23 protein-coding genes are annotated in these 24,281 nt (G+C 46.3%); 12 read left to right on the top strand and 11 right to left on the bottom strand.

Annotated features, from left to right (window positions below; genetic code table 11):
• Both EA408_11625 and EA408_11620 read left to right on the top strand, forming a co-directional pair.
• A partial coding sequence (locus tag EA408_11625; protein ID TVR70258.1) for a hypothetical protein occupies nt 1-266 on the top strand: 266 nt, incomplete at its 5' end.
• Between the two features lie 94 nt (nt 267-360).
• Nucleotides 361-909 (top strand): N-acetyltransferase, encoded by a 549-nt coding sequence (locus EA408_11620; protein ID TVR70257.1) that lies wholly within the window; start codon nt 361-363, stop codon nt 907-909.
• On the opposite strand, the gene EA408_11615 is transcribed toward EA408_11620, so the two are convergent.
• Nucleotides 884-1,354 carry a type I restriction enzyme HsdR N-terminal domain-containing protein gene (locus EA408_11615; GenBank protein ID TVR70256.1) on the bottom strand — a complete coding sequence of 157 codons (471 nt, stop codon included), beginning with the start codon at nt 1,352-1,354 and terminating at the stop codon, nt 884-886. The genes EA408_11620 and EA408_11615 overlap by 26 nt on opposite strands.
• Nucleotides 1,355-1,391: 37 nt before the next feature.
• Between EA408_11615 and EA408_11610 the strand changes: the two genes are divergently transcribed.
• The 4 genes from EA408_11610 to EA408_11595 all read left to right on the top strand — a co-directional run bounded on the left by EA408_11610 (nt 1,392) and on the right by EA408_11595 (nt 4,716).
• Entirely contained in the window at nt 1,392-2,162 is a 771-nt protein-coding gene (locus tag EA408_11610) for an AMP nucleosidase (GenBank protein TVR70255.1), read from the top strand.
• A gap of 3 nt (nt 2,163-2,165) precedes the next feature.
• The gene (gene holA, locus EA408_11605) at nt 2,166-3,170 is read left to right on the top strand and encodes a DNA polymerase III subunit delta (protein TVR70254.1); all 1,005 of its coding nucleotides are present in this window, start codon (nt 2,166-2,168) and stop codon (nt 3,168-3,170) included.
• 74 nt (nt 3,171-3,244) lie between these two features.
• Nucleotides 3,245-3,862: a rhomboid family intramembrane serine protease gene (locus EA408_11600; protein TVR70253.1), complete on the top strand. Its 618-nt coding sequence runs from the start codon at nt 3,245-3,247 to the stop codon at nt 3,860-3,862.
• Between the two features lie 2 nt (nt 3,863-3,864).
• Nucleotides 3,865-4,716 (top strand): hypothetical protein, encoded by an 852-nt coding sequence (locus EA408_11595; GenBank protein TVR70252.1) that lies wholly within the window; start codon nt 3,865-3,867, stop codon nt 4,714-4,716.
• Nucleotides 4,717-4,816: 100 nt separating this feature from the next.
• Here the strand turns inward: EA408_11595 and EA408_11590 are convergent, their stop codons facing one another.
• Nucleotides 4,817-5,428, bottom strand: a complete 612-nt coding sequence (locus EA408_11590; GenBank protein ID TVR70251.1) for a YqgE/AlgH family protein — start codon at nt 5,426-5,428, stop codon at nt 4,817-4,819.
• 98 nt (nt 5,429-5,526) lie between these two features.
• Nucleotides 5,527-6,366 (bottom strand): pyrroline-5-carboxylate reductase, encoded by an 840-nt coding sequence (proC, locus tag EA408_11585; GenBank protein ID TVR70250.1) that lies wholly within the window; start codon nt 6,364-6,366, stop codon nt 5,527-5,529.
• Between the two features lie 238 nt (nt 6,367-6,604).
• On the opposite strand from proC, the gene crtI reads away from it, so the two are divergent.
• The 5 genes from crtI to EA408_11560 all read left to right on the top strand — a co-directional run bounded on the left by crtI (nt 6,605) and on the right by EA408_11560 (nt 11,378).
• Nucleotides 6,605-8,080, top strand: coding sequence for a phytoene desaturase (gene crtI / locus EA408_11580; GenBank protein ID TVR70249.1), 1,476 nt, complete (start codon nt 6,605-6,607; stop codon nt 8,078-8,080).
• Between the two features lie 115 nt (nt 8,081-8,195).
• Nucleotides 8,196-8,849, top strand: coding sequence for a carotenoid biosynthesis protein (locus EA408_11575; GenBank protein ID TVR70248.1), 654 nt, complete (start codon nt 8,196-8,198; stop codon nt 8,847-8,849).
• Nucleotides 8,846-9,466, top strand: a complete 621-nt coding sequence (locus tag EA408_11570) for a glycerol acyltransferase (protein ID TVR70247.1) — start codon at nt 8,846-8,848, stop codon at nt 9,464-9,466. The genes EA408_11575 and EA408_11570 overlap by 4 nt, the downstream gene beginning before the upstream one ends.
• Nucleotides 9,463-10,611: a glycosyltransferase gene (locus EA408_11565; GenBank protein TVR70246.1), complete on the top strand. Its 1,149-nt coding sequence runs from the start codon at nt 9,463-9,465 to the stop codon at nt 10,609-10,611. Before EA408_11570 ends, EA408_11565 begins: the two co-directional genes overlap by 4 nt.
• Nucleotides 10,263-11,378: a tetratricopeptide repeat protein gene (locus EA408_11560; protein ID TVR70245.1), complete on the top strand. Its 1,116-nt coding sequence runs from the start codon at nt 10,263-10,265 to the stop codon at nt 11,376-11,378. Before EA408_11565 ends, EA408_11560 begins: the two co-directional genes overlap by 349 nt.
• A 5-nt stretch (nt 11,379-11,383) precedes the next feature.
• Here EA408_11560 and EA408_11555 read toward each other — a convergent pair whose 3' ends face one another.
• The 7 genes from EA408_11555 to EA408_11525 all read right to left on the bottom strand — a co-directional run bounded on the left by EA408_11555 (nt 11,384) and on the right by EA408_11525 (nt 21,512).
• Entirely contained in the window at nt 11,384-12,094 is a 711-nt protein-coding gene (locus EA408_11555) for a transposase (protein ID TVR70244.1), read from the bottom strand.
• Nucleotides 12,022-12,951 (bottom strand): sensor histidine kinase, encoded by a 930-nt coding sequence (locus tag EA408_11550; protein TVR70243.1) that lies wholly within the window; start codon nt 12,949-12,951, stop codon nt 12,022-12,024. The genes EA408_11555 and EA408_11550 overlap by 73 nt, the downstream gene beginning before the upstream one ends.
• A 171-nt stretch (nt 12,952-13,122) precedes the next feature.
• Nucleotides 13,123-14,499, bottom strand: a complete 1,377-nt coding sequence (locus EA408_11545) for an aldehyde dehydrogenase (protein ID TVR70242.1) — start codon at nt 14,497-14,499, stop codon at nt 13,123-13,125.
• 10 nt (nt 14,500-14,509) lie between these two features.
• Nucleotides 14,510-15,349: an SDR family NAD(P)-dependent oxidoreductase gene (locus tag EA408_11540; GenBank protein ID TVR70241.1), complete on the bottom strand. Its 840-nt coding sequence runs from the start codon at nt 15,347-15,349 to the stop codon at nt 14,510-14,512.
• A gap of 87 nt (nt 15,350-15,436) precedes the next feature.
• Nucleotides 15,437-17,038 (bottom strand): PAS domain-containing sensor histidine kinase, encoded by a 1,602-nt coding sequence (locus EA408_11535; GenBank protein ID TVR70240.1) that lies wholly within the window; start codon nt 17,036-17,038, stop codon nt 15,437-15,439.
• 200 nt (nt 17,039-17,238) lie between these two features.
• Complete coding sequence (locus EA408_11530; GenBank protein TVR70259.1) at nt 17,239-21,024, bottom strand: phosphoribosylformylglycinamidine synthase; 3,786 nt, start codon at nt 21,022-21,024, stop codon at nt 17,239-17,241.
• A gap of 95 nt (nt 21,025-21,119) precedes the next feature.
• Nucleotides 21,120-21,512 carry a hypothetical protein gene (locus EA408_11525; GenBank protein ID TVR70239.1) on the bottom strand — a complete coding sequence of 131 codons (393 nt, stop codon included), beginning with the start codon at nt 21,510-21,512 and terminating at the stop codon, nt 21,120-21,122.
• 269 nt (nt 21,513-21,781) lie between these two features.
• Here EA408_11525 and EA408_11520 point away from each other — a divergent pair, with 269 nt between their 5' ends.
• Entirely contained in the window at nt 21,782-23,512 is a 1,731-nt protein-coding gene (locus EA408_11520) for a hypothetical protein (protein TVR70238.1), read from the top strand.
• A gap of 2 nt (nt 23,513-23,514) precedes the next feature.
• On the opposite strand, the gene EA408_11515 is transcribed toward EA408_11520, so the two are convergent.
• Entirely contained in the window at nt 23,515-24,090 is a 576-nt protein-coding gene (locus EA408_11515) for a DoxX family protein (GenBank protein ID TVR70237.1), read from the bottom strand.
• Nucleotides 24,091-24,281 lie beyond the last annotated feature (191 nt).

Here is a 24,281-nt window from a genome sequence, read left to right as displayed (position 1 = left end):
AGCTCAGGGAATACCTGGAGTACCTCCAGCAGAACAACCTGGTACCCGCAACAACCGGCGAACTGCTCAGGATGATAACAGAAAGCGCGGAAGAATACGGGTACGATCCCGGTGAAATTAAGAAGATATGGGGTAAAATAGCTGCCGAAAAAGCACCCGACACTCCTGATGAGCCCGGTAAAGGAAGAAGGATTTTGTGGTGGTTATTACTTCTGGCTCTTATCGTCGTCTCAATATCCTATTACAGGAGCCGGTCCCGCAATTAATGAAGAAGGTTTTACGACCAGATCATTTAATTACCCAAGCCGGGGATTAATGAAATAGATTTCGCATATTTACAGGCAAGAGAAAATCCAGAACATGAGCATTCTAAACGGAAAATATGTAATTCTGAGAGCCCTTGAGCCATCTGACGTTGATATCCTATACACCTGGGAGAACAATTCAGATATTTGGTCTATAAGCAATACCCTGGTACCCTTTTCAAGGTTTATACTTGAAAAATATGTTGCTGACTCTCATATGGATATTTTCCAGGCCAAACAGCTGCGGCTGATGATCGACAGAATAAATAGCGGAGAAAGAGATGAAACAATTGGTGCTATTGACCTGTATGATTTCGACCCTATACACAGGCGCGCCGGGATCGGCATTCTGATTAACGACGATAAAAACCGAAACCGGGGATTTGCATCAGAAGCCTTGAAATTGCTTATAAACTATTCGTTTACAGTATTGCAATTGCACCAGCTCTTCTGCTTCATTGATTGCGACAACACTATAAGCATCAGGCTTTTTGAGAAATTCGGATTTAAGATTACCGGGAAAAAGGAAGAATGGAGCAGGACTCCTGAAGGCTGGAAGAGCGAATATATGCTGCAGCTTATAAATCCCGGTTCCGCTCAATAACCTCATCAAACGCAGGTATCTGCGGGAGGAATGACCATACCCCCCTGACATGGTCAAGCTCCGCACAATAATGTACAATACCGTTGGAAACAATCAGGTAACGAACCTTCATGTCAAGGTTATAACGGGCAACCTGATCAAATACCCCCTGTGTTATTTTAACTCCCGGAGCCTTACATTCAGCTATCAGAAGCGGATCACCGTTTCCGGAAAAAAGCACCAGGTCTGCTCTTCTTTCCATCCGGTTTATCTTCAGGGGCATTTCCACGGCAAGCAGTGAAGCCGGGTATTTACGGTCCTCAACAAGGTATGAGACAAGATTTTGCCTCACCCATTCTTCGGGGGTCAAAACAACATATCGTTTTCGAATATTGTCGAAAATGTGCTTTCTTTGTCCTTCGGACTTAATCCGGAACGAATACCGGGGAAAGTTTAATGACTGCATTATAAATAAAAGGATATAATAACAAAGCTACCAATAAATGAGGACAAAACAGGAGATCGTGAACAACTGGTTACCAAGATACACAGGCAACCCTATCGAGAATTTCACTAGTCATATTATACTTACGAATTTCAGCAGCTACCTTGAATTGTTTTCCGATATGTTTGATGTGCCTGTAATAGGTGAGAATAATCCAATGCCTTGCGCCGTAGCCAATGGAATTACAATAATTAACATAGGGATGGGTAGCGCCAATGCCGCCACCATCATGGACCTGCTGAGTGCTGTTCAGCCAAAGGCCGTATTATTTCTGGGTAAATGCGGAGGGCTAAAGAAAAAAAACAAACTGGGAGATCTTATATTACCAATTGCAGCCATACGCAGTGAGGGGACGTCCAATGACTACCTGCCGCCCGAAGTCCCCGCACTTCCTGCTTTCAACCTGCAGCGTGCAGTATCGACGGCAATTGTTCAGGCTGAACGTGACTATTATACAGGAACAGTATTCACCACCAACAAGAGAGTCTGGGAATATGATGAACGATTCAAAAGGTATCTTCAGAAGACAAGGGCGATGGCAATCGATATGGAAACAGCAACCATTTTTATAGTTGGATTTGCCAACAGCATACCTGCCGGTGCGCTCCTGCTGGTTTCAGACCAACCAATGATCTCGACAGGTATTAAAACATCTGAAAGTGATAAGAGGGTTACAGAACTATTTGTTGAAGATCATCTGAATATAGGCATTAATTCGATGCGTGAACTTATAAACCATGGATCGACTGTAAAGCATCTTAAATTCTGATCAATGACACCGAATGAGATCCTGGTTGAGATAAGAAACCGTAAATTCAGGCCTGTTTACCTTTTATCGGGCGAGGAACCCTATTATATAGACCTGGTTTCCGACTATATAATTGAGAATGTACTTACCGGGGAAGAAAAAGCTTTTAACCAGTCTATCTTTTACGGAAAAGATACGGATGTAGCTGATCTTGTCAATACCGCTCTGAGATTCCCCATGATGGCAAGCCATCAGCTCATCGTTTTAAGGGAGGCCCATTTAATGAAGGATCTTGATAAACTTGCAAATTATGCTGAAAAGCCTCTCAAATCAACGATCCTGGTCATCAACTACAAATACGGATCCTATGATAAGCGCAAAAAGCTTAGCAAGGTCATAGAGTCTTCAGGAGGAGCGCTCATGGAGTCTCCCCGGCTTTATGAGAATAAAGTTCCTGCATGGATAAACACCTGGCTGAAAAAGAGAAAATGCAGCATCACACCCGATGCATCAATGCTGCTTGTTGAGTACCTGGGCACTGACCTTGGCAAAATTGCAAATGAACTGGAGAAACTCATAATTACACTCCCTGAGACTAACAGGTCAATAACTACCGGGACCATTGAAAGAAATATAGGAATAAGCAAAGACTACAATAATTTTGAATTGCAAAAAGCTCTGGCTCAAAAAAATGCACTTAAAGCCAACCGTATAATAAACTACTTTGCACAAAATCAGAAGGCAAACCCTTTTACGCTCACAATATTTTCACTTTTTACGTTCTTCAGCAAGGTTTTTACACTGCATTTCATCAAAGACCGTTCGCCCAGGAATCTGGGTTCAGTGCTGAGGGTAAATCCATACTTCCTTAGTGAATATGAAATGGCGGCAAAAAAATATGACGCGCGGAAAACAGCCCGGATTATCTCATGGCTCAGGGAATATGATATGCGGTCAAAAGGATTTGACAACCTGTCAGCTACCGAAGGGGATCTGCTGAAAGAGATGATATTCAAGATACTTCATTGAATAATGATTTACGGCACAGGGAAAGAATATCCTTAGCGCCGGCAGTATTGTTAGTACCGGTAAAAACTTTTTGAATGACACTATACATCATACTTCTCACTTCAGTAATCTCAGTAATTGCATTTTCCAGGCACGAACTTATGTCATGGCTGCAGTTCAATCCCTACAGGGTATATCACCGGAAAGAGTTCTACAGGCTTGTCAGCCATGGCCTGTTGCATGCCGACTGGGTACACCTTTTTATAAACATGATAGTTCTTTTATCTTTTGGCACTGCGGTTGAAAGATATTTTATGAGGCTTGAAGCAATGAGTATGTTGAGATTCCCGGTGGCCGGCTTTTTACTGTTGTATGGTGGTGGCGTGGCTGTATCTACACTGACCACACTAAGAAAACACAAAAGCAACCAATGGTATAATGCCGTAGGAGCCTCTGGCGGGGTATCAGCAGTAATCTTTACGAGCATATTTTTCGCACCATGGCAAAATCTTTTGCTTTATGCAGTAATTCCAATACCGGGGATCCTGTTCGGTGTACTGTACCTGGCATATTCACACTATATGAGTAAAAAGGCATCTGACAATATTAACCACGACGCACATTTTATCGGTGCCGTTTATGGGTTCATTTTCCCTTTGCTTATTGACCTAAGTCTGATCAATACTTTTCTGGAACAACTTTTTAGTTTTTAACTATGCACAAACAATTCATCTGTTACAACGGTGAGATGGTGCCTTCAGAAAAGCCTGCTATATTGCACACTAACCGGGCATTTTGCTATGGCGATAGCCTTTTTGAAACTATACATGCCAACGGCACCAGGCTTCAGTTCTTTGAAAGCCATTACAGGCGTCTTACCGAAGGCATGAGACTCATTGGAATGGAGCCGGAAAGCCTGCCCGGGGAAGAGAACCTGGAAACTGTACTGGAACGATTACTGAATAAAAATCACCTTTACACTGGTGTCCGGATCAGGCTTAGCGTTTTCAGAAACAGTGGCGGGTTCTATAAGCCTTCAGATAATTCGGTATCGTACATTGCTGAAACAGTCCCGCTGGCTAATGACCGTTATGCGCTGAATGACAAGGGACTAAAGACCGGAATGTTCAACGGGATAAAAAAACAGCCTGATAAATTAGCGAACCTGAAGACAGCCAACTCCCTGCTTTATATAAGTGCAGCGATATATGCCCGTTCTGAGGGCCTGGATGATTGCTTCATTCAGAACACCGATGGCAATATCGCTGAAGCAACAAGTTCAAACATCTTTATCGTAAAGGGAGACACCATATCTACTCCCTCACTTGAAGAGGGCTGCGTTGCAGGAATAATGCGGGAACAGATCATACGACTGGTAAGGTGGCAGGGGATGACCTGCATTGAGACTGCAATAGATGAAAACGACCTGATTTCAGCTGATGAATGTTTTCTTACTAATGCCGTTTCGGGAATACGCTGGGTAGTTGCATACAGCGGGAAAAGATACTACAGTAAAACTGCCAGGTTTCTTACCCGGTTATTAAACCAGGAGCAATTTGGACAATGATCTCCCGGCCATCAATTTATTATGACATAAATGGTGATCCTGATTTACATTTACGCCTATGCTGACCCAGTACTAATAAGGAAAGCTGATAAGCCGGCAATTAGTTCATACCGGGATTTTCAGGAAAGTTTGTCCAGAGCCTGTATTTACCTCCAAGGGTGTTCAATGCCTTCTGCCAGGCCTCCTTGGTGCGGCTGCCCATGATCATTTCGCTGTCAAATTCACTCACGACCCAGGAATCTTCAGAAATTTCCCTTTCAAGCTGATCTGGTTCCCATCCGGAATAACCAACAAAAAACCTGATCTTGTCCTGATCCAGGTTACCGCTTTCGATCATTTGCTTAACCACCTCAAAATCGCCACCCCACCAGATATTATTTGTCACTTTTACACTATTGGGGATTATATCCCCAAGTTCATGTATATAATGAACAGCGTTTGTCCCAACAGGCCCGCCTACCGATATTGCCGTGTCAATATCAGGAAAGTCTGCAAGTATGTCATTGATTGCTACGTCAACAGGTTTATTCAGTACAAACCCTACAGTACCTTTCTCACTGTGCTCAGTAATAAAAACAACTGAACGCTTGAAATAGGCATCGTTCAGGAAAGGATCGGAAATGAGCACCCTTCCCTGTCCGGGCAATATATTGTTACGGTCAATTTTAAATATGTCGAACAACAGGTCCACAGAATCAGTTTTAAAGCAAATTACGGATTTAACGTGTTAATAAAAAGAAACCTTACTCTTTTTTATTAACATCAAATCACATACCATTGTTCGTATTTGATTCAGCTCTGAATGGTCATTTAAGGATTTTTAATATTGTCTCCCTTATAGAGGTGGGCAGCCTTTTCGGCTGACAGGGAAATACCTTTTATCATAGCCGAACTGAACCCTTCATACTCCATAAGGTTGAGCCCTGCGATGGTACATCCTTTGGGAGTGGTAACCTTGTCTATCTCCTGCTCCGGATGGCTGCCACCGGAGAGAAGCAGGGAAGCAGCCCCTTTGGCCGCCTGGATAGCAATGGTGAGTGCATGTCTTGACTGAAGGCCTATCTCTATACCTCCCTGTGATGCAGCCCTTATCGCACGCAGGAAGAAAGCCACACCGCATGCTCCTATTGCGGTCGCAGCGATCATCTCATCCTCATTAATTACCAATGTTCGTCCTACTATTTCAAATAATCGGCATGTCTCATCCAGTGGCTTCATTAAATTTCCGTTACCTGCGACACAGGTCATTGACTCCCCAACCGATATTGCTATATTGGGCATAGCCCTGACCACATATACACCTTGTCCCAGGACCTGCTCAATCTGATGGATTGTAACTCCTGTCACAACTGAAATAACAGTATGCCTGTCTTTGTTGAGTACGGGCCTTATCTCCTGCAGAACACCGTTTATCTGCTGAGGTTCGACCGATATTATAACTATATCAGATATTTCAACTGCCCTCGCATTATCTTTCATAATCTGAACCCCGGTTCCCGCGATATCTGACAGAAGATCAATGCGTCTTCGGGTAAGGCATATGTTTCCCGGACTGAAAAGTCCGGATTGCAAAAAACCAGAGGCCAGTGAAAGCCCGATATTTCCAGCGCCTATAACGGCAATCCGGTGATTCCTGAAATAGTTGTCCATGATTTAATAGTTTAATGGATGTATTCCCTCACAGGTTGGTCTTTGCGAACTCGTATCCGCGACATTCCGGGTTGAAAATAATAAATACATTTGACACTCAGATGCTCTTACACTGATAAGTTCATTTGCATGTTGAGAGTCAATCAAATCATTCACAAAAAACAACTAATTTAGCATTCTGGCCGGTAAAGTACCGGAGCCTGCCAGCCTGTGGCAGGTAATTATAATAACATAGATTATGGGAAACAGGACTGCGGTAGTTACAGGAGCCGGAATTGGGGGACTTGCAGCTGCAGTAAGGCTTGCAGCAAAAGGCTACCGGGTCAGGGTTTTTGACAAATCAAAAGCTACCGGAGGGAAATTATCGGAACTACGGCATAAAGGCTTCAGGTTTGACCGCGGGCCTTCATTGCTGACATTGCCTCATCTGGTTGATGAACTGTTTACTCTCTGCGGTGAAGACCCCCGTGATCATTTCAAATATAAGAGACTTGAACTTTCCTGTAAATATTTCTGGGAAGACGGTACAAATATCACCGCCTGGCAGGATAAGGACAGATTCACCGATGAGGTCATGGCAAAATGCGGTATCAAACCTGCACTTCTGGAAAGATTTTTCAAAAAAAGCAAAGACCTGTACGATCTCACGGCTGAATCCTTCCTGCTCAATTCACTGCACAAACCATCCAACTTCCTCTCCCCCTCCTTCTTAAAAACAATGCTTAACTCATACAGGCTTGACGCTTTTGTAACCATGCACACCCGGAATAAAAGCTGGTTCAATGACAATAAACTGGTACAGCTTTTTGACCGGTATGCCACCTATAACGGATCCAGCCCCTACAAGACACCTGCAACCCTTAATATTATAGCTCACCTTGAGCATACAGAAGGTACCTGGTTCCCCGAGAAGGGAATATTTGACATAGCTGCATCAATTACCTCCCTTGCTGAGAAAATGGGTGTTGAATTTTACCTTGAAAACGAGGTTCGGGAGATAGTCCATTCAGATTTTAGGGTAAAGGGAATAAAGACTGATGACATGTTTGTCCCTGCCGGTATCGTAGTCAATAATACGGATGTCAACCTCTTTTATACAGATCTTTTCAAAGGTTCAAAAATGCCCCGGAGACTGGTAAGCAATGAAAGATCCACATCGGCACTGATATTTTACTGGGGTGTTAACAGGGATGAACCGCGCCTGCAACTACACAATATCCTATTTTCAGAAAATTACCGTGAAGAATTCAGGCATCTTTTCACTTACCGGACCATCTTCGAAGATCCGACCGTCTACATTTACATCAGCTCCAGGGCTGTCACCAGCGATGCCCCGGAAGGATCGGAAAACTGGTATGTAATGATCAATGCCCCTGAGAACAGCGGACAGGACTGGGAAGAAATGATACCGGAAGCAAGAAGAAACATAATTGCCAAAATAAACAGGATGCTGGGAATTGACATTGAAAAGTTCATCACTTTTGAAAGTATTGCGAGTCCGGTTACCATTGAAAAAGAAACAGGATCCTGGAATGGATCTTTATACGGGATAAGTTCAAACAGTATGTTTGCAGCTTTCAACCGGCAACCCAATTTCAGGAGACGTTACGAAAACCTCTTTTTCACCGGGGGTAGTGTACACCCGGGAGGGGGAATGCCCCTCTGCCTGGCTTCAGCGAAAATAATTGACCGGGAGATCAAGGTATGCACTTAGATAATTATTGTTGAAGAATTATTGCCTGCTTATTGAACAAGTATGCAGAATAATGGTTTAGACAGTGATCTGGTAAGTTGACCGGAAAGTCAAAACGTCAAAACAACCGAAAACAATGGATTTATCAAAGAAGTTGCCGGCACCCGGCAGGGTGATATTCATACTCATCATTTTCTATGCTGTTGGGGTTGCAGGGTTGTCTTCTGCTGCGACAAAGGACCTCATAGAACTCCTTACCCCCTACACCCTGCTGATGAACCTGGTATTACTGGCACTTTACCACAGACCGTGGACAAAAAAGCACGTGGTGCTTTTTACCGTAATAGCCGTAACCGGCTACCTGGTGGAAGTTGCCGGTGTTTATACCGGACTGGTTTTCGGCGATTACAACTATCACCATGTTCTTGGCATTAAGCTCTTTGACACGCCACTGATGATCGGCATTAACTGGCTGATGCTTATTTACTTCACATATCACCTTGTGGGACTGGCCCGCTTTAGCCGTCCTGTTGCCGTTATTACCGGAGCTTTGATAATGGTAACATATGACATCATTCTGGAACCCGTTGCCATCAGGATGAACATGTGGTCCTGGGAAGGCGGGATCATTCCTTTACAGAATTACCTTGCCTGGTTAATCATATCCATTGTATTTCTGGCTTTGTTGCATACCTTTAAGGTGCGTGCTGAAAACAGGATTTCACGCGGACTTTTTGCCGTGCAGGCAGGTTTTATCCTGGCACTAAACATTATTTACCGGTTTATATGATAGAAGCAAAGCATTCACGGCTTCACAGGTGGTTCTTTAATATCTACATACGCTATATCCTGCAAAGGAATTTCAGTTCCATGCATATCAAAGGCAGCTACAAGGAACGTAACCTGCCGGTACTGCTTATAGGTAACCATTTCAGCTGGTGGGACGGGTTCTTTCCTTATGAGCTCAACCGCAGGCTGTTAAAAAAACGTCTTCATCTGATGATGCTTGAGGAACAACTGGCAAAAAGGAAATTTTTCAGAAGACTTGGAGCTTTCTCTATAAACCCGGGTAAGCGTTCGGCAATAGATTCAATCAATTATGCATCAAAAATTCTTAACGACAGGGACAACCTTCTGATCCTGTTTCCCCAGGGCAGGATACAGTCACAATACATGAACGAAATTGCTTTCCGGAAGGGATGGTACAGGATCATTGAAAGGGTAACAGGACCTGTTCATGTAATATTTATGGTGACCATGACTGACTATCTTTCAAATAAGAAACCCGGGCTGTATATTTACCTTGAGGATTTCCATGCCACAGGCAATTTTGTTTTGGGTGAACTGGAAAATGCATACAGCAGCTTTTACAAACAGTGCATTGAACAGCAAAAACACCTGGAATGACCTGGCTTGCCTACTTCATATTGTTTTTCCTGGCAGTGAGACTCGCAGTAAGCCTTACAAATCTTTTCACAAGGCAGTGGCTCAGAAGTGTTGAGGCCATATACCAGCCGGCCAGGCTGCAGGCTCATAATTCCATGCCCCTGATATCAGTTCTTATACCAGCAAGAAATGAGGCTGATAACATCTGCAGCCTGCTTTCAGATATCTCATATCAAAACTACCCAAACATAGAAATACTGGTTTATGATGACCTTTCAGAAGACAATACCGGCGAACTGGTAGAAAGTTGCAAAGAAAGGGATAGCCGCATAAGACTGATCGGAGGCAGGCCTCTGCCGGACGGGTGGCTCGGCAAGAACCATGCATGCCACCAACTGGCACTTGAGGCAAATGGGGAATACCTTCTTTTTCTCGATGCCGATGTCAGACTACGCCCCTCTCTCCTGTACAACAGCTTTGCCCATATGAAACATCACCGGCTGGACCTGCTGTCAATATTCCCGGCCCAGGAGATGCGCTCTTTCGGGGAGAAGATAACTGTACCGGTAATGAACTGGGTGCTGACCGGACTTCTCCCGCTTATTCTGACAAGGACATCTTCAAGGCCCTCGCTTTCGGCAGCAAACGGGCAGTTCATGATGTTCAGGACAGAGCCATATAAAAAACACATGTTTCACCTTAGTCTTAAAAACAGTCCGGTAGAGGACATCGGCATCTTCAGGTTAATGAAAAGACTGGGTTACCGCACCCATACACTGCTCAGCAACGGCGATATAGGCTGCCGGATGTACAGAACATGGAAAGAGGCAGTGAGCGGCTTTTCGAGGAACGTGGCAGAGTATTTCGGCGGGAGTATTCCGGCCGGACTTTTTTTCGCGCTGCTTACAACATTCGGTATAATCCCGGTGGCATTATACCTGTCGCCCATTTTATCAGCATTGTTTATTGTGCTTACAGTAATTCACAGGCTGGTGATCTCATATATCAGCCGGCAGCCCTTGCTGCAGAACCTGCTTCTGGCACCATTTCAGCAATTATCCTTATTTGTCATGGTAATTGCCGCGATCAGGCACAGGCTGAACAGGGTCCTCATCTGGAAGGGCAGAAACGTGTATCAACAATCTTTCAGGAGCCTCAAGGCATAACGATAACTAATATGATCTTAACCGACGCAGCCAAAAATATTGCACTTACGTTTCTCATCCTCTGTTTAATTCCCGGGGCCCTGGCAGCTCAGGGCGGTACCCGGCCGCAGGAAATGATCTATTATGCCTTTACCAGGGACAGGATGGAGACCTGGGTCAGGGCCATCAATATCCTTGAAAAAGAATACAGGCAAACCGGTAATATTGATGTGCTGTATGAACTGACCCTGGCAAGATACGGATATATCGGCTACAGCCTCGGGATCGGCGACCGTTCTTCCGCACGGGAACAGATAGGGCTCGCGGAAGAGGATATTGATAAACTTACAGCCTCTACCAGGCATGAGTCTTCTGCCTATGCCCTGCAGGCAGCGCTTTATGCCTACAGGATATCGATGGCTCCATGGAGAGCGGTATTCTGGGGACAGAGGAGCATGAACCTGATTGACAAGGCTATCGAGACAGATCATGGTAATCCCCAGGCCTGGCTGGAGCACGGGAATGCCATGTTCTATGCCCCGGCAACATTCGGGGGCTCAAAAGAAAAGGCCCTGGAGAGCTACAACCGGGCAATCAGGCTCTTTGAGGCAGATATGAAAGAGCACCACAGGTGGCTATACCTCAACACACTTGTGGCACTGGCCAAAAGTTACCAGGAAACCGGCAACAAGGCAATGGCCCGTATAACCTACCGGAAAGCACTTGAATTTGAACCTGAGTTCACATGGGTGCGCGAGACCCTTTTACCCGCACTTGAAGGGCAGTGATCCTGTTAACCAGAAAACTTGCGTGCCAGTTTCCGGAAGCCGGTTACAATGTTACTGTAGAGCCCTTTACGTATGGAATATGAAAAGTCCTTCTGGCCGGGTCTGGTGCCTTCCCTGATCACGATCCGGTCAATACCGGCCTTTTCCCTTAGTTGCTCAGCATAACCGATCAGTGTGTCATGTCTCTCCTTGCCGATCCTTTTGCGGAAACGCGGGAGATCACTCGGATCGCAGGGAGCACGGTCAATAAACACATTACCGCCGCAAAAAAACTGGAAGCACGGGTCACGTGCCCATTCTGCCACGATCCCCTCATCACTGGCATTGAAGATATGTTTCAGAACCAGCAGCCCGGCCATCAGCCTGACAGGTTTTGAGGGAGCCCCCCTGTCAGAATAGAGTTTTGAATACCCGGCATCGATCTCGCTCCATGGAAAATTTTCCGCAAGAACCCTTAACGGGTTATCCTTATCGACAACCTGCGTGAGCGAGGGTTCAAAAAGGTTCAGCTCACCTTGATCCGGTGCTTTTCCTTTCATGGAACAGGACAAAATGGTTCTTCCACAAGTTACATCAATCCGGTGAAAAAGAAAAGCAAAGCAGGAAATTACTGGATAAAATGAGCAGAAAAAGTATCGGATACTTATGATGACACCGGCCTGTATGGAATTGTAAAATAGAATGATGAGCCGAGACCGGGAGTTGATTCCACCCATATCCTTCCGCCAAGCATTTCAATATATGCCTTGCAGATCGACAAACCCAGACTGGACTCACAATAATAATGGTTGTCTGACACCTCTCCCATCTCAAAGCGCCTGAATACAAGTTTCTGCAGCTCAACCGGTATTCCTATGCCTGTATCCCTGACATAAAAGAGCAGTTCTTTATCCTTGAGGCTGTAACCAAACCTTACTTTTCCCTGCCCGGTGAACTTTATAGCATTAATAAGAAGACTTGACAATACGCGGTGAAGCTTTGCCTTGTCTGTTTTTATCCGTGCTTTACTGTCAGAAAGGCCGGCCTTGTACTTGAAGATATTGTTCTGTTCCTTTGCCCTTGCCGAATACTGCTCATACAGCTGTTTCATCAGCATATTCAGGTTAAAGGAGTCTTCGTTGACAGTCTTCCTCCCCTTTTCAATTATCGCGATATTTACTATATCGGATACGTTAGACAACAGGTGGTCGCTGCTGTCAAGAATGATCTTTGTAAATGACGCGCGTTTTTCATATGATAAGTCCGGGTCAGACAAAAAAGAGCAGAAACCGGTAAGTGTATTAAGTGGCGTCCTGATCTCCTTCGATATACTCAGCAGAAGAGATGTGTTCAGGCGGTTACGCTTTTCCAGGTCTGCAATCTTTGCCTTAAGAGCTTCATTTTCCGCCTTCAGCACATCATCACTATCAGCCCGGTTTCCTGAATCCATATCCGCCTGTCCTGCCGGATTATCCTGATGGTCCGGCGCAACCTCACCCCGGGGTTCAACCCTCTTTGCCCTATTTTTAGTCATTCCTGTTCTTGAAACTGTTTCTTCAACATATTTAACCAGATGTGCCGAAATGCATAGCATCAACCATCATAAAGCGCCCTCAGCAAACTGATAAAACGTACAAGGCATTGAAATGGCGGATGTACACGACAGATCATTAATAACCTCGCTATTTTCTACGATAAAATGGGATATTTGTTACAGTAAGCCTGCATTTGCAGAAATCACAGAGGATTTGCAGACTGCTGCATTTCAGAAAAACCTTTTCAGTAACCTGAACCCTCTGAAAGGAACATATTTAACCGGATTATCAAATAAAAGTGAAGACCGGAGCATAGACCTGCGGTTACTGAAGGCAAGGAAGCTCTCCTTTCCGTGATATCTTCCCATGCCGCTGTTCCCTGTGCCGCCGAAGGGTAAATGGTGATTTGCAACATGCAGGATTGTATCATTGATACATCCGCCACCGGAAGTTGTGTTGCCGATTACTCTGCGCGCACCGGACCTGCTTCCGAAATAATAAAGAGCGAGTGGCTTTTCAGTACCGTTAAGATAAGTGATCACTTCGTCGATATCTGCAAATGTCATAACCGGAAGTACGGGGCCGAATATCTCTTCCTGCATAACAGGAAAACCGGGTTCTACCTGGTCAATAATTGTCGGTGCAATATAACGGTCTTCAATATCGACTTCACCTCCTGACACGATATTACCATGCTCCATCAGCTTCCGGATCCGGTCTAAGGCATTCCTGCTTACTATGCGGGGATAATATCTGCTTGCCCTGATATCATGGCCATACATGTCGCTTATCTGTTCAATCAGGGCGGATAACAATTCCTGCTTTACCGATTCGTGGACATACAAATAGTCGGGAGCTATACATGTCTGGCCGGCATTGATGGTCTTGCCCCATGCAATGCGTCTTGCGGCCACTTTAATATTCGCATCATGGTCAACTATGCAGGGACTCTTGCCTCCAAGCTCAAGCACAACAGGAGTCAGATGCTCAGCTGCTGCCTTCATTACGACCTTCCCGACAGAAGGGCTGCCGGTGAAGAAGATCATATCAAACCTATGTGAAAGCAATTCCTGGTTGATATCCCTTCCACCCTGCACAAGGCTGACAAAACCCGGATCAAATGTCTCTCTCACAATCTCTTCCATTACCGCCGCAACGGCAGGTGTATAGGGGGAAGGCTTCAGCATGGCACAACATCCGGCCGAAATTGCACCAACAAGTGGGTTAAAAAGCAACTGGAAAGGATAGTTCCAGGGTGCAATTATCAGTGCAACCCCCAAAGGCTCGAAGAGTATTTTTGCTGTTGAGGGGAACAGGTACCATGGTGTGCGAACCCTCTCGGGCCTGGCCCATCTTTTCAGGTTGGCTATATGATTATCTATCTCATGCAATACGATGCTGATCTCGGTAAGATATGCCTCCTCGGGAGATTTTCGAAGATCCCGGAAAAGAGCATCTGACAATTCCTTTTCGTATTTGCGAATGGAATTTCTTAACTTCTTCAGCATCTCCCGGCGAAACCCGATATCCCGGGTCTGTCTTGTCCCATAGAATGCCCTGAGTTTACAGATATATCCTGCTATGTCACTCGCTACTGCTTGCTCCATCAATCAATGTTTAAGTTTTCTTTGCAGGGGATTCATTCGCCGGTCTTTCATCTATCCGGCCGGTAAAATGGTCCATGGTCCTGTAAATGCCTAGCACATTGCCAACAAACCAGTCAAACAACCATATCGGCAGAAGGCCCTGGAAAAATCTTAAAAACCTCACTCCCCAGGGCATGCTTACGAAGACCTTCTCCTTTTCAATTCCGCTGATTATCCTTAGAGCAACCTTTTCAGGCTTTAATAGAGGAATAACTGATCTTACCCCGGCAAACATACCTGTATCTATATAGTAGGGTGTTACAGTTGTAACCATGACCTTCTTTTTAAGTTTAGCCAGTTCCAGCCGCAGGCTGTCTGACCATCCTGTCACCGCCCATTTACTTGCAACGTAAACAGCCATTCCCGGATTTGATACCAGTCCCGCAGATGAGGCTATATTGCATATATGCCCGGAATTCCGCTCCAACATACCTGGCAGGAATTCAAGCGCTATATGCATGGGAGCGACTGCATTTACACTCATAGTGCGGTCAATATCGGTATTATCGTGCTCATGAAAATACTTTCCGGCAACAATTGCTGCATTGTTTATCAGTATATCCACATCTCCCACGTTGCGCCTCACCCACTTGGCAGCAGTCCTTACATCATCAACTGACGAGACATCGATCCGGTAACTGAAAACAGGTCCGTAACCTGAAAGTTCAGTGACAGTCCGCCCCATCAGCTCCCTGTCGATATCCCAGATAACAACAACGGCACCGCGCAGGAGCGCCAGCCGGGCCATGACCTTGCCGATACCACGGGCCCCTCCGGTTATTAATACAACCTTATCCTTGAAAACACTCATTCCGGGGAAAATACAAAAAATTTACAACGCCGGCAAAAGTGAGGCCCTTTTGCAATTAATATAACCAGGAAAAGAGGATTGTTGAAGTCAGGGTCTTTTAAACGGCAGGGTGAAGTAAAAGGCAGATCCGGCTCCGGGTTCAGATTCAAGCCATATCCTGCCGCCAAGCATCTTAACATAAGCGCCCGCAATCGACAGTCCAAGTCCGGGTCCCCCATACTTCCGGTTATTTGCAGTTTCAAGCTGCCTGAAAGGCTTGAATACCTCCTGGTGCATTGCCGCCGGAATTCCTATACCGGTATCACTTACATAGAAACAGAGAGAACCATCTGAAAGGGAACACCCATACTTCACTTCGCCATTACCGGTAAACTTGACGGCATTATTTACCAGGTTAGAAAGTATCTGCATAAGCTTGTTACTGTCAGTCAGTATTTCATGATCACCCTCCATTCCATCAATACAGTATTTCAAACAATTATTCGATTCCCCTGCCTTTGATGCAAACTGCCTGTATACACTGACAAACAATTCCTCTACGTCTGTCTTCACCTCTACCACCTCAACCTGCCCGGTTTCAATTGCCGAGATACTGATAATATCGTTCAGAATTGTCAACAACTGATCGCTGCTCTCCATAATAATCCCGGCAAACTCCTCAATTCTCTCTGCGGCCAGGCCCGGTTCTGATAACAGTGCTGAAAAGCCGGTAATGGCATTCAATGGCGTACGTATCTCATGAGAAAGGTTATTCAGGAAAGAGGTCTTGAGACGATCGCTCTCCTCTGCCTTTTCTTTGGCTGCAACAAGATCCTGCACCATCTTTTTCCTTTCGGTAATATCCTCGCTTATGATAATATAGTTTACCAGGTTGCCGGATTCGTCAAGCAGGGGTGAGATAATTACCTTTTCCCGGAAAAACCGGCCATCTTTTTTCCGGTTGGGGGTCTCACCACACCATGTGCGTCCTGACCTGAGAATCCTCCACATCTCCTCGTACTCCTCCTGCGGGATATGGCCCGGGTTGAAGATACGGGGAGGCCGCCCCCTGACATCATCGAGGGTGTATTGCATAAGTTCGGTAAACCTGGAGTTCACCCACGATATACTGCCATATGAATCTGTTATAAGAATTGATGCAGGGTTCTGCTCGGCAACACGACTGAGGGTCCTGATCTTCTCGCCGGCAATTTTTCTTTCTGTTATATCAGTGATGGTCCCTATATAATTAACGATCTCACCATCTCCATTGAATTGCGGAACCGAATTGCCAATAACCCAGACAACAGTCCCGTCCTTACGCAAAAACCGGTATTCGGCATATGAAGATCTCTTTTCAGCAACGGCATTCTCCCAACCTGCAAAGAGTCCCTCCAGGTCATCAGGATGGACCGCCCTGATCCAGCCGTCGCCCAGTGCTTCATTGTAGGTCATCCCGGAGATATTGCACCAGTGAGGGTTGACATAGGTTGTATTACCTTCCGCATCGGTGCTGAAGATACCGACAGGGGCAGACTCGGTAAGGACATAAAATTTATGCTCACTCTCAAGGCACTCTTCAACCCTCTTTTTCAGAACCTCATTTTCAGTTCTCAACTCTTCAATAATATCATTGACAGGACGTCCTCCATATTGTTTGTCTGCCTGTGAGCCCTTGCCAATGTAAAGAGTTGATTCTTTTTTATTCATTTTTGTTTTTAATACTACAATATGACCATCAACAGGAAAAACTTCCGACAGATTCTAATATTGCACTATGTACTGTACCAGGTTTCAACCGGCTGGAGTGAATGCAATTCCTGTGCCAGCCTGTGTATGCATGCACAGGCTTAAATCACTTCTACGTCAGCAAACGGGTTTTGTTACAGTAAACACTGCCACCGGGGGAATTACTTCTTTCCGGCAATCCATTCCCTGGCATTCACAAAAGCCTCAAGCCATGGGGTGATCTCATCATCCTTCCGTCCTGCAGGGTAATCTGCCCAGTTGTAACGGTAAACCGATCTCTCCAGGTGAGGCATCATCGCGAGGTGACGGCCATCCGGACTGCATATAGCTGCGGCAGCGAAATCTGATCCGTTGGGATTGCCAGGATAATTCCTGTATGAATACTTCATAGGTATATGGTAGTCATTCTCTTCTCCTGGCAGAATGAACTTTCCTTCACCATGCGCAATCCAGATGCCGAGCCTGCTGCCGGCCAGTGACCCCAACATTACAGTATCGTTAATGGGGATATCAACATTCAGGAAAGCGGACTCGAACTTGTGTGAATCGTTGAACAGCATCTTCGGCCTGTTTTCTCCCTCAACACCCACAAGTCCCAGTTCGACCATCAGCTGGCATCCGTTGCATACACCGAGGCTCAGGGTATCCTCTCGCGCATAGAAACGTTCAAGTGCCAGCGCTGCTCTTTCGTTATAGAGGAATGCCCCTGCCCAGCCTTTTGCAGATCCCAGAACATCACTGTTTGAAAAGCCGCCTACAAACACGATCATATTCACATCTTCCAGTGTCTCCCGTCCGCTCACAAGATCGGTCATATGAATATCCTTCACATCCATCCCGGCCAGGTACATGCTCCATGCCATCTCTCGGTCGCCGTTCACACCCTTCTCCCTGATGATAGCCGCCCTGATACCCGAAGGCTTACAACGCTGGCTATCAATGCCGTATTGTGAAAGCTTGCCGGTAAAGCCATGCGGGAATTTGTAAGACAACGGCTGCTGACTGTAATTCCGGAACCGCTCTGATGCCAGTTTTTCGGTGGACTGCCTCCTGTCAAGCAGAAATGATGAGCGATACCACACATCTCTCAGCTTATCGATATCAAGCTCATAATGTCCGTCATCGTGCATCACAGTAAATCTGCGCTTATTGTTATACTGTCCTATGAGCCTGGCTTCAATTCCCTTTTCAGCAAGATCACCTATTACCTTTCCGGCATCAGCAACCTGTAACAGCAGGGCCGGCTTTTCGCTGAACAGGATGTTGATAACCTTCTCTCCGAACCCTGAAAGGTCAGTATCGATTCCCGTTTCCCTTTCGGGGAAACACATTTCAAGCATCGCTGTAATAAGTCCCCCCCCCGAAACATCATGCCCTGCAAGCACCATCCCTTTGGATATGAGTCCCTGCACTGCATTGAACGCTTTAGCAAAACAGGAAGGGTCATTGACAGTGGGACATCCACGGCCCACAAAATTGATTGACTGTGCAAAACTGCTGCCGCCAAGCAGAAAGCTGTCTCCTGACAGGTCGACATACAGGATCGAGCTGCCCGGCACATTCTTCAGGCCCGTGGTGACTGTCTTCCTGATATCGGTTACCTCGGCTGCGGCAGAAATGATAACCGTTCCCGGAGCAAAGACAACATTTCCGTCCTTGTACTTCTGGGTCATTGAGAGTGAATCCTTGCCTGTCGGGATGTTTATACCCAGTGCTTTTGCAAAGTCCGATGCTGCCTCAACTGCGCTGTACAGGCGGCTGTCCTCACCCTCATGCCTGGTAGGCCACATCCAGTTCGCACTCAGTGAAACACCCCTTATCCCATCCTGCAAGGGCACCCATACAATATTGGTAAGCGCTTCAGCTATAGATAACACCGATCCTTTTGCAGGATCAATCATTGCAGCTACCGGTGCATGTCCTATCGCGGTGGCAATTCCCCGGCTGTCGCCGTAACCGATCGCCATAACAGCCAGGTTGTTGAGAGGAAGCTGGATGCTGCCGGTTGTTTGTTGCATCGCCACCTTGCCGGTAACACTCCTGTCAACCTTGTTCGTCAGCCAGTCCTTGCACGCCACGGCCTCAAGCTGGAGTACCGAGACCAGGTACTCCCTGAAACGCTTATCATCAAATTCAAGTTCTTCAAAAGCAGGTTCGACAGAATTGTCGGTCATAACTGTACGCGGAGGGTTACCGAACAGCCACTCCAGCTTCAGGTCAATGGGCCGTATTTTTTTACCCGTGTCTTCAAAGGTAAACTGCATATCACCCGTCACCTCACCAATATCATACATAGGCGCCCTCTCCCTCCCGGCCACCTTACGCAACATCTCCACATCCTTCCTGTGCAGTACCAGTCCCATTCTTTCCTGCGATTCATTGCCGGCAATCTCGCGTGCCGACAATGTGGGATCACCAACCGGCAGCTTGTCCATCTCGATCCTGCCACCGGATTCCTCAACCAGCTCTGACAGGCAGTTCAGATGCCCCCCGGCCCCGTGGTCGTGAATGGAGATGACAGGGTTATGATCCGATTCCATCATTGCTCTTATCGCATTGCTCACCCTTTTCTGCATTTCCGGATTCGAGCGCTGAACCGCATTAAGCTCGATTGAATTGCCATATTCGCCCGTGGCAACAGATGATACCGAGCTGCCGCCCATACCTATACGGTAGTTATCGCCCCCCATGAGTATGATACGGTCGCCTTTCACGGGCGAACCCTTCATGCTGTCCTTCTTCCTGCCGTATCCTACACCGCCTGCCAGCATGATAACCTTGTCGTAACCATATGTCCGACCCTTCTCTGTATGCTCGAATGTAAGGAGGCTGCCGCATACCAGCGGCTGCCCGAACTTGTTGCCGAAGTCGCTCGCACCATTTGAAGCCTTCACAAGTATATCTTCGGGTGTCTGGTAGAGCCAGGGCCTCGGCACAATAGCGCTTTCCCAGGGCCTGCCCGGTTCGCTGCGCGGGTAAGCTGTCATATATACGGCGGTTCCGGCAAGCGGCACTGCACCCTTCCCGCCGGCAAGGCGGTCACGGATCTCACCCCCCGTGCCCGTTGCCGCACCATTGAAAGGCTCAACGGTTGTGGGAAAGTTGTGGGTTTCAGCTTTAACAGACAACACCGTCTCAAAATCCTTCACCACGAACCAGTCCCCCACATCCTGCCTGGCCGGAGCAAACTGCCTGGAAACAGGGCCCTGCAAAAAGGCGCAGTTATCCTTGTAGGCCGAAACAACCCGGTTGGGGTTGGCTTCGGTAGTCTGCTTAATTAGTTGAAATAACGAATACGGCTTTTCTTCACCGTCTATAATAAACAGTCCGTTGAATATCTTGTGGCGGCAGTGTTCGGAATTGACCTGGGAAAAACCGAATATCTCACTGTCTGTAAGCTGCCGTCCCATCTGCCTGCTCACATCCTCCAGGTAACTGATCTCTTCGGGGCTCAGAGCCAGCCCCTCCTGCCTGTTGTATGCCTCAATATCACCAATGAAGATGACAGGGTCGGGTTCTTTGTCGATGACAAAAATATCCTGCTTCAGATTATTGTAAATGCGCTGGAGCATCGGGTCATAATCCGGTGTGGTTACCCCTTTCGCATCCGGCATCTCGCCGGGTGCATGCTCCCGGGATTTCCCGGCAGAAGTACCTGCTTCAGTGAAAGTGGATGTGCCGCCGTTATCTTCCCCGAAAGGGAAAAAATCTTCAATGCGTGAGATGCCCTCAATACCCATGTTCTGGGTTATCTCAACCGCATTGGTGCTCCATGGCGTTATCATTTCACGGCGGGGGCCAAGGTATCTGCCTTCGATCTCCGTTGCATCAACATATACGGCACCGCCGAACAGCCAGGTCAGTTTTTCAACATCCAGCTTATGCAGATCCTTCGTGCTTTCAACAACATATACAATACCGGAAGAGTTACGGAAAAAATTTATCATCATCTGTTTTTTAGGGACGGATAAAAGCTACTATCCTGCGAAATTAAAAAAACAATGGAAGTATCGCCCCATTTTTTCAGATAATGTATAAGCAGTCAGAGGCCGGCCTGTTTATTCCTTACATAGCACCTGGTGATCAGCCTTAGTACAAGGTCGAGTTTCTGGTACCCCAGGAAGCTCTTGTTGGCGAAGATGTTGACGGTAAGAACCGGTAGAAGGATTATGGCCGCGGTTACCAGTAAGATCATTGCCAGTCCCTCAACCATGATCAGAAAAAGGATCAGCAGGACCATCAGAAAAATGGAATAGAGGACCACGAAAGCCGAAAACCTTCGTTTCCTCCTGAGGGCCTGTTCAAGCAATCTTGCAATAACCTTTTCGTCAAAAGATTCACTTGCAAACTCCTTTTTCTCGTTGTAGCTGAGTTCACCCTTTATCTCATTGTAAAGAACATGCCTGAGTTCAATAAGGCGTTGCTGGTCATTCATAATTTTCCGGGATTATATGTAATCAGTAAAATTACAAAAATTACAAAAACTCCGCAATAACAAATCCTCAGCTAAATTACAAAGATTCACCTCACAAATGCAACGGTCTTATAAACAACATTTTGTTTTTACATGCATTTTTTCTTAATATTGGTACCAGGTTCCTTTATCATTAACTAATCATAACAAGTATGATGACATTATTACTTTTTGCCCGGCCAGAATTACTCCCGGCAGTATTTCTGAATGTTCCAGCTATAATTTCGCCTGTGGTTTCCATATTTCCGGGTGTGTTTATTATCCTGGCCTTTACTGGTTTCTTCAGGTCTTCGGTTACAGGGATCAGGCCTGAATTTATACTTGACCAGAAAAAGATCCAGGAGGACTGGGCCACAAGAAGTTCGTTCACCACCTTGCTGATGCCCCTGATGGGTCTGCTGGTTTTTGTATTTAACGCAATTGCATGGGCTGTGTATGGCCTGATCTCTGTGTTTGAGTTTCTCGCCTTTCTTTTCCGCGCTGTCTGGTGGGTTATAACATGGATATGGAACGAAGTGATACATCCGGTTTTATTTTTCCTGGTCAAACTTGCCTGGCATTATATAGTAATCTGGGGTTGGCGCTTCTTTAAGATCGCCTTTAACCGCATACCCGATGCATTTTCAGCCGAAACTTACAAAAAAGGGTTCATCTCTGTTCTGGCCATCTCATTCGTTGTGCTCCTGTTTTATTACCTGAGCAATATACTTGAGCAGGAATGGATACTGATAGTCATGCTGTTCGCATTTACCTTAAGTGTAATATGGTTCTCCGGATTCACACTTTATGATGATAGTGACAGGCCTTTCGATGAATACTGGACCGGCACCATGACGGTAAATGTTGCCATTACAATCTTTATCACCCTGATGAGTGCGGTTATCATCCTGTTGCTGCACCTTTTCGCGGGAACATCAGTGCAGTTACCCGTTCTGGGGATAGCCTTCGGTGTGACCCAGTTGCTGATAATGGTTTTTATATTGACGCTCATAACCTTCATGGCAGTAAACACGGTGATCCCCGCCTATATGGCTTCAGGCTCAGGCATATTTGAAACAAAGGAATTCCTTATAAATACAGGGATACGTCTGCCACGCATACTGGGAGTTATCCCTTTTGTATTACTGGGAGGCTTTATTACCTCAATTCTTACCATCCTGCTTGGCGCCTTCCTGTGGTGGTCGACCGGTACTGTTAAAGAGAGTTTTTGCAACAATGCAACCGAAAACATGCGCACTGAGCTGGCTGATGTACGGTCAGACTTCAGAGAGTTTTACGATACCGTGGCACAGGTGAGCCTTGCACGGGATTATCCCGAATCTCAGATAAGAAGGATCGCAGTGCTCGAGTCACGCATTTTTTCTCTCGAACAATTCAACAGAAGCTGGATAGAAATAATGGCCGACCTTCCTTCAGGGATCAGAAGTACCAGTCCGATAAGAGAGAATATCAGTAAATCAGACAACCTTTTCTTCAACCAGTACGAGAGTATCCTGAAAGAAATAGAGGTCGCCGAAAGAACCCTGGAGGAGCTTCTCGATGAACAACGCATAAGTCCCGGCAATGCAATTGCTGAACAACGAGTTGATCTGGCCCGGACACATCTGAATTCCCTGTTCAGAGACCTTCACCAGGCAGAATCCAAATTCGTTTTAGACACAAGGTTTTCTGAAGAGGTTATCAGGTCAATCAGGGCGACCAATATCATGTGGGTTACCGGCACCTTTCTGGCAATGATCGGGCTTGTGCTGTTGATGGCAATAATGTTTACCCCTTACTGGATATACAGGACCAAGCTGTACTTTGACCTTTACAGTTATCACCATGAGGGCAAATCATATCTTGCCGAACAGTTGGATTTTTACAGAAACCGGAATCCTAATCAACCACTTCTTGGGTTCTTTGTGGTTTTTGTTTTTCTGTTGATTGTTCAGGCTTTTCTGATGACAGGACTTTTATGAGATCAGGCTCTGTCCTGATTTAGCCCTTTATCTGATCGGTCTGCGGCACCGCGATCTGTTCCTTCAACGGCATCGCGACCTGATCCGTCTGCGGCACCGCGATCTGTTCCTTCAACGGCACCGCGACCTGATCCGTCATTTGCAGCCCACAGCACAAATGCTGCACTTACAATGATGATATTCTTTATTATATATTGTCCTTCAAGGGTGGGCGCATATGGGATTTGCGTAAAAACCTCAGAGGGGAACAGAAAGACCGGTGTAACAGTGCCGATCATCTGGAACAAAAGCAACAACAGTGTCGCTTTCAGGAATACACCCGATATCAGTGCTGCCCCTATCACAACCTCCAGGGCAGCCAGCAGGACAAGCGCCACCTTTCCCGTTACAATTCCGAAAGTAAGCGTTTCAATTGTCCGGGTTGCAATATCGGTCGCGGGACTCAAGCCGGGGAAGAACTTAAGGATACCGAACCAGAAAAATACTACCCCTATGCTGATACGAAGCAATATAAGCCCGTTCTTCGACATCCACCGGGTAACTGCTGCATCAGTTCTGTTGACCATATCGTTTCTCATGAAATCTGTTTTGAACCTTAAACAATTTGCAGCCCTGAAGGTTTAAATGTTTTGCAGCATCCCGGCCAGGGTGCTGCTTTACAGACTCATTATCCAATGCGATATACCAGCGGAGGCGATATGCCGGCCAGGCACAGAGTGCTGATTTCCATCTGTGCGCTTCAAGCGCTAGATGACAGCAGATGCGGCAG

The sequence above is a fragment of the Marinilabiliales bacterium genome, assembly GCA_007695015.1.
Classification (GTDB): Bacteria; Bacteroidota; Bacteroidia; order Bacteroidales; family PUMT01; genus PXAP01.
The sequence above is the reverse complement of the archived record's forward strand: the minus strand, read 5'-3'. Positions and strand labels throughout refer to the sequence as shown.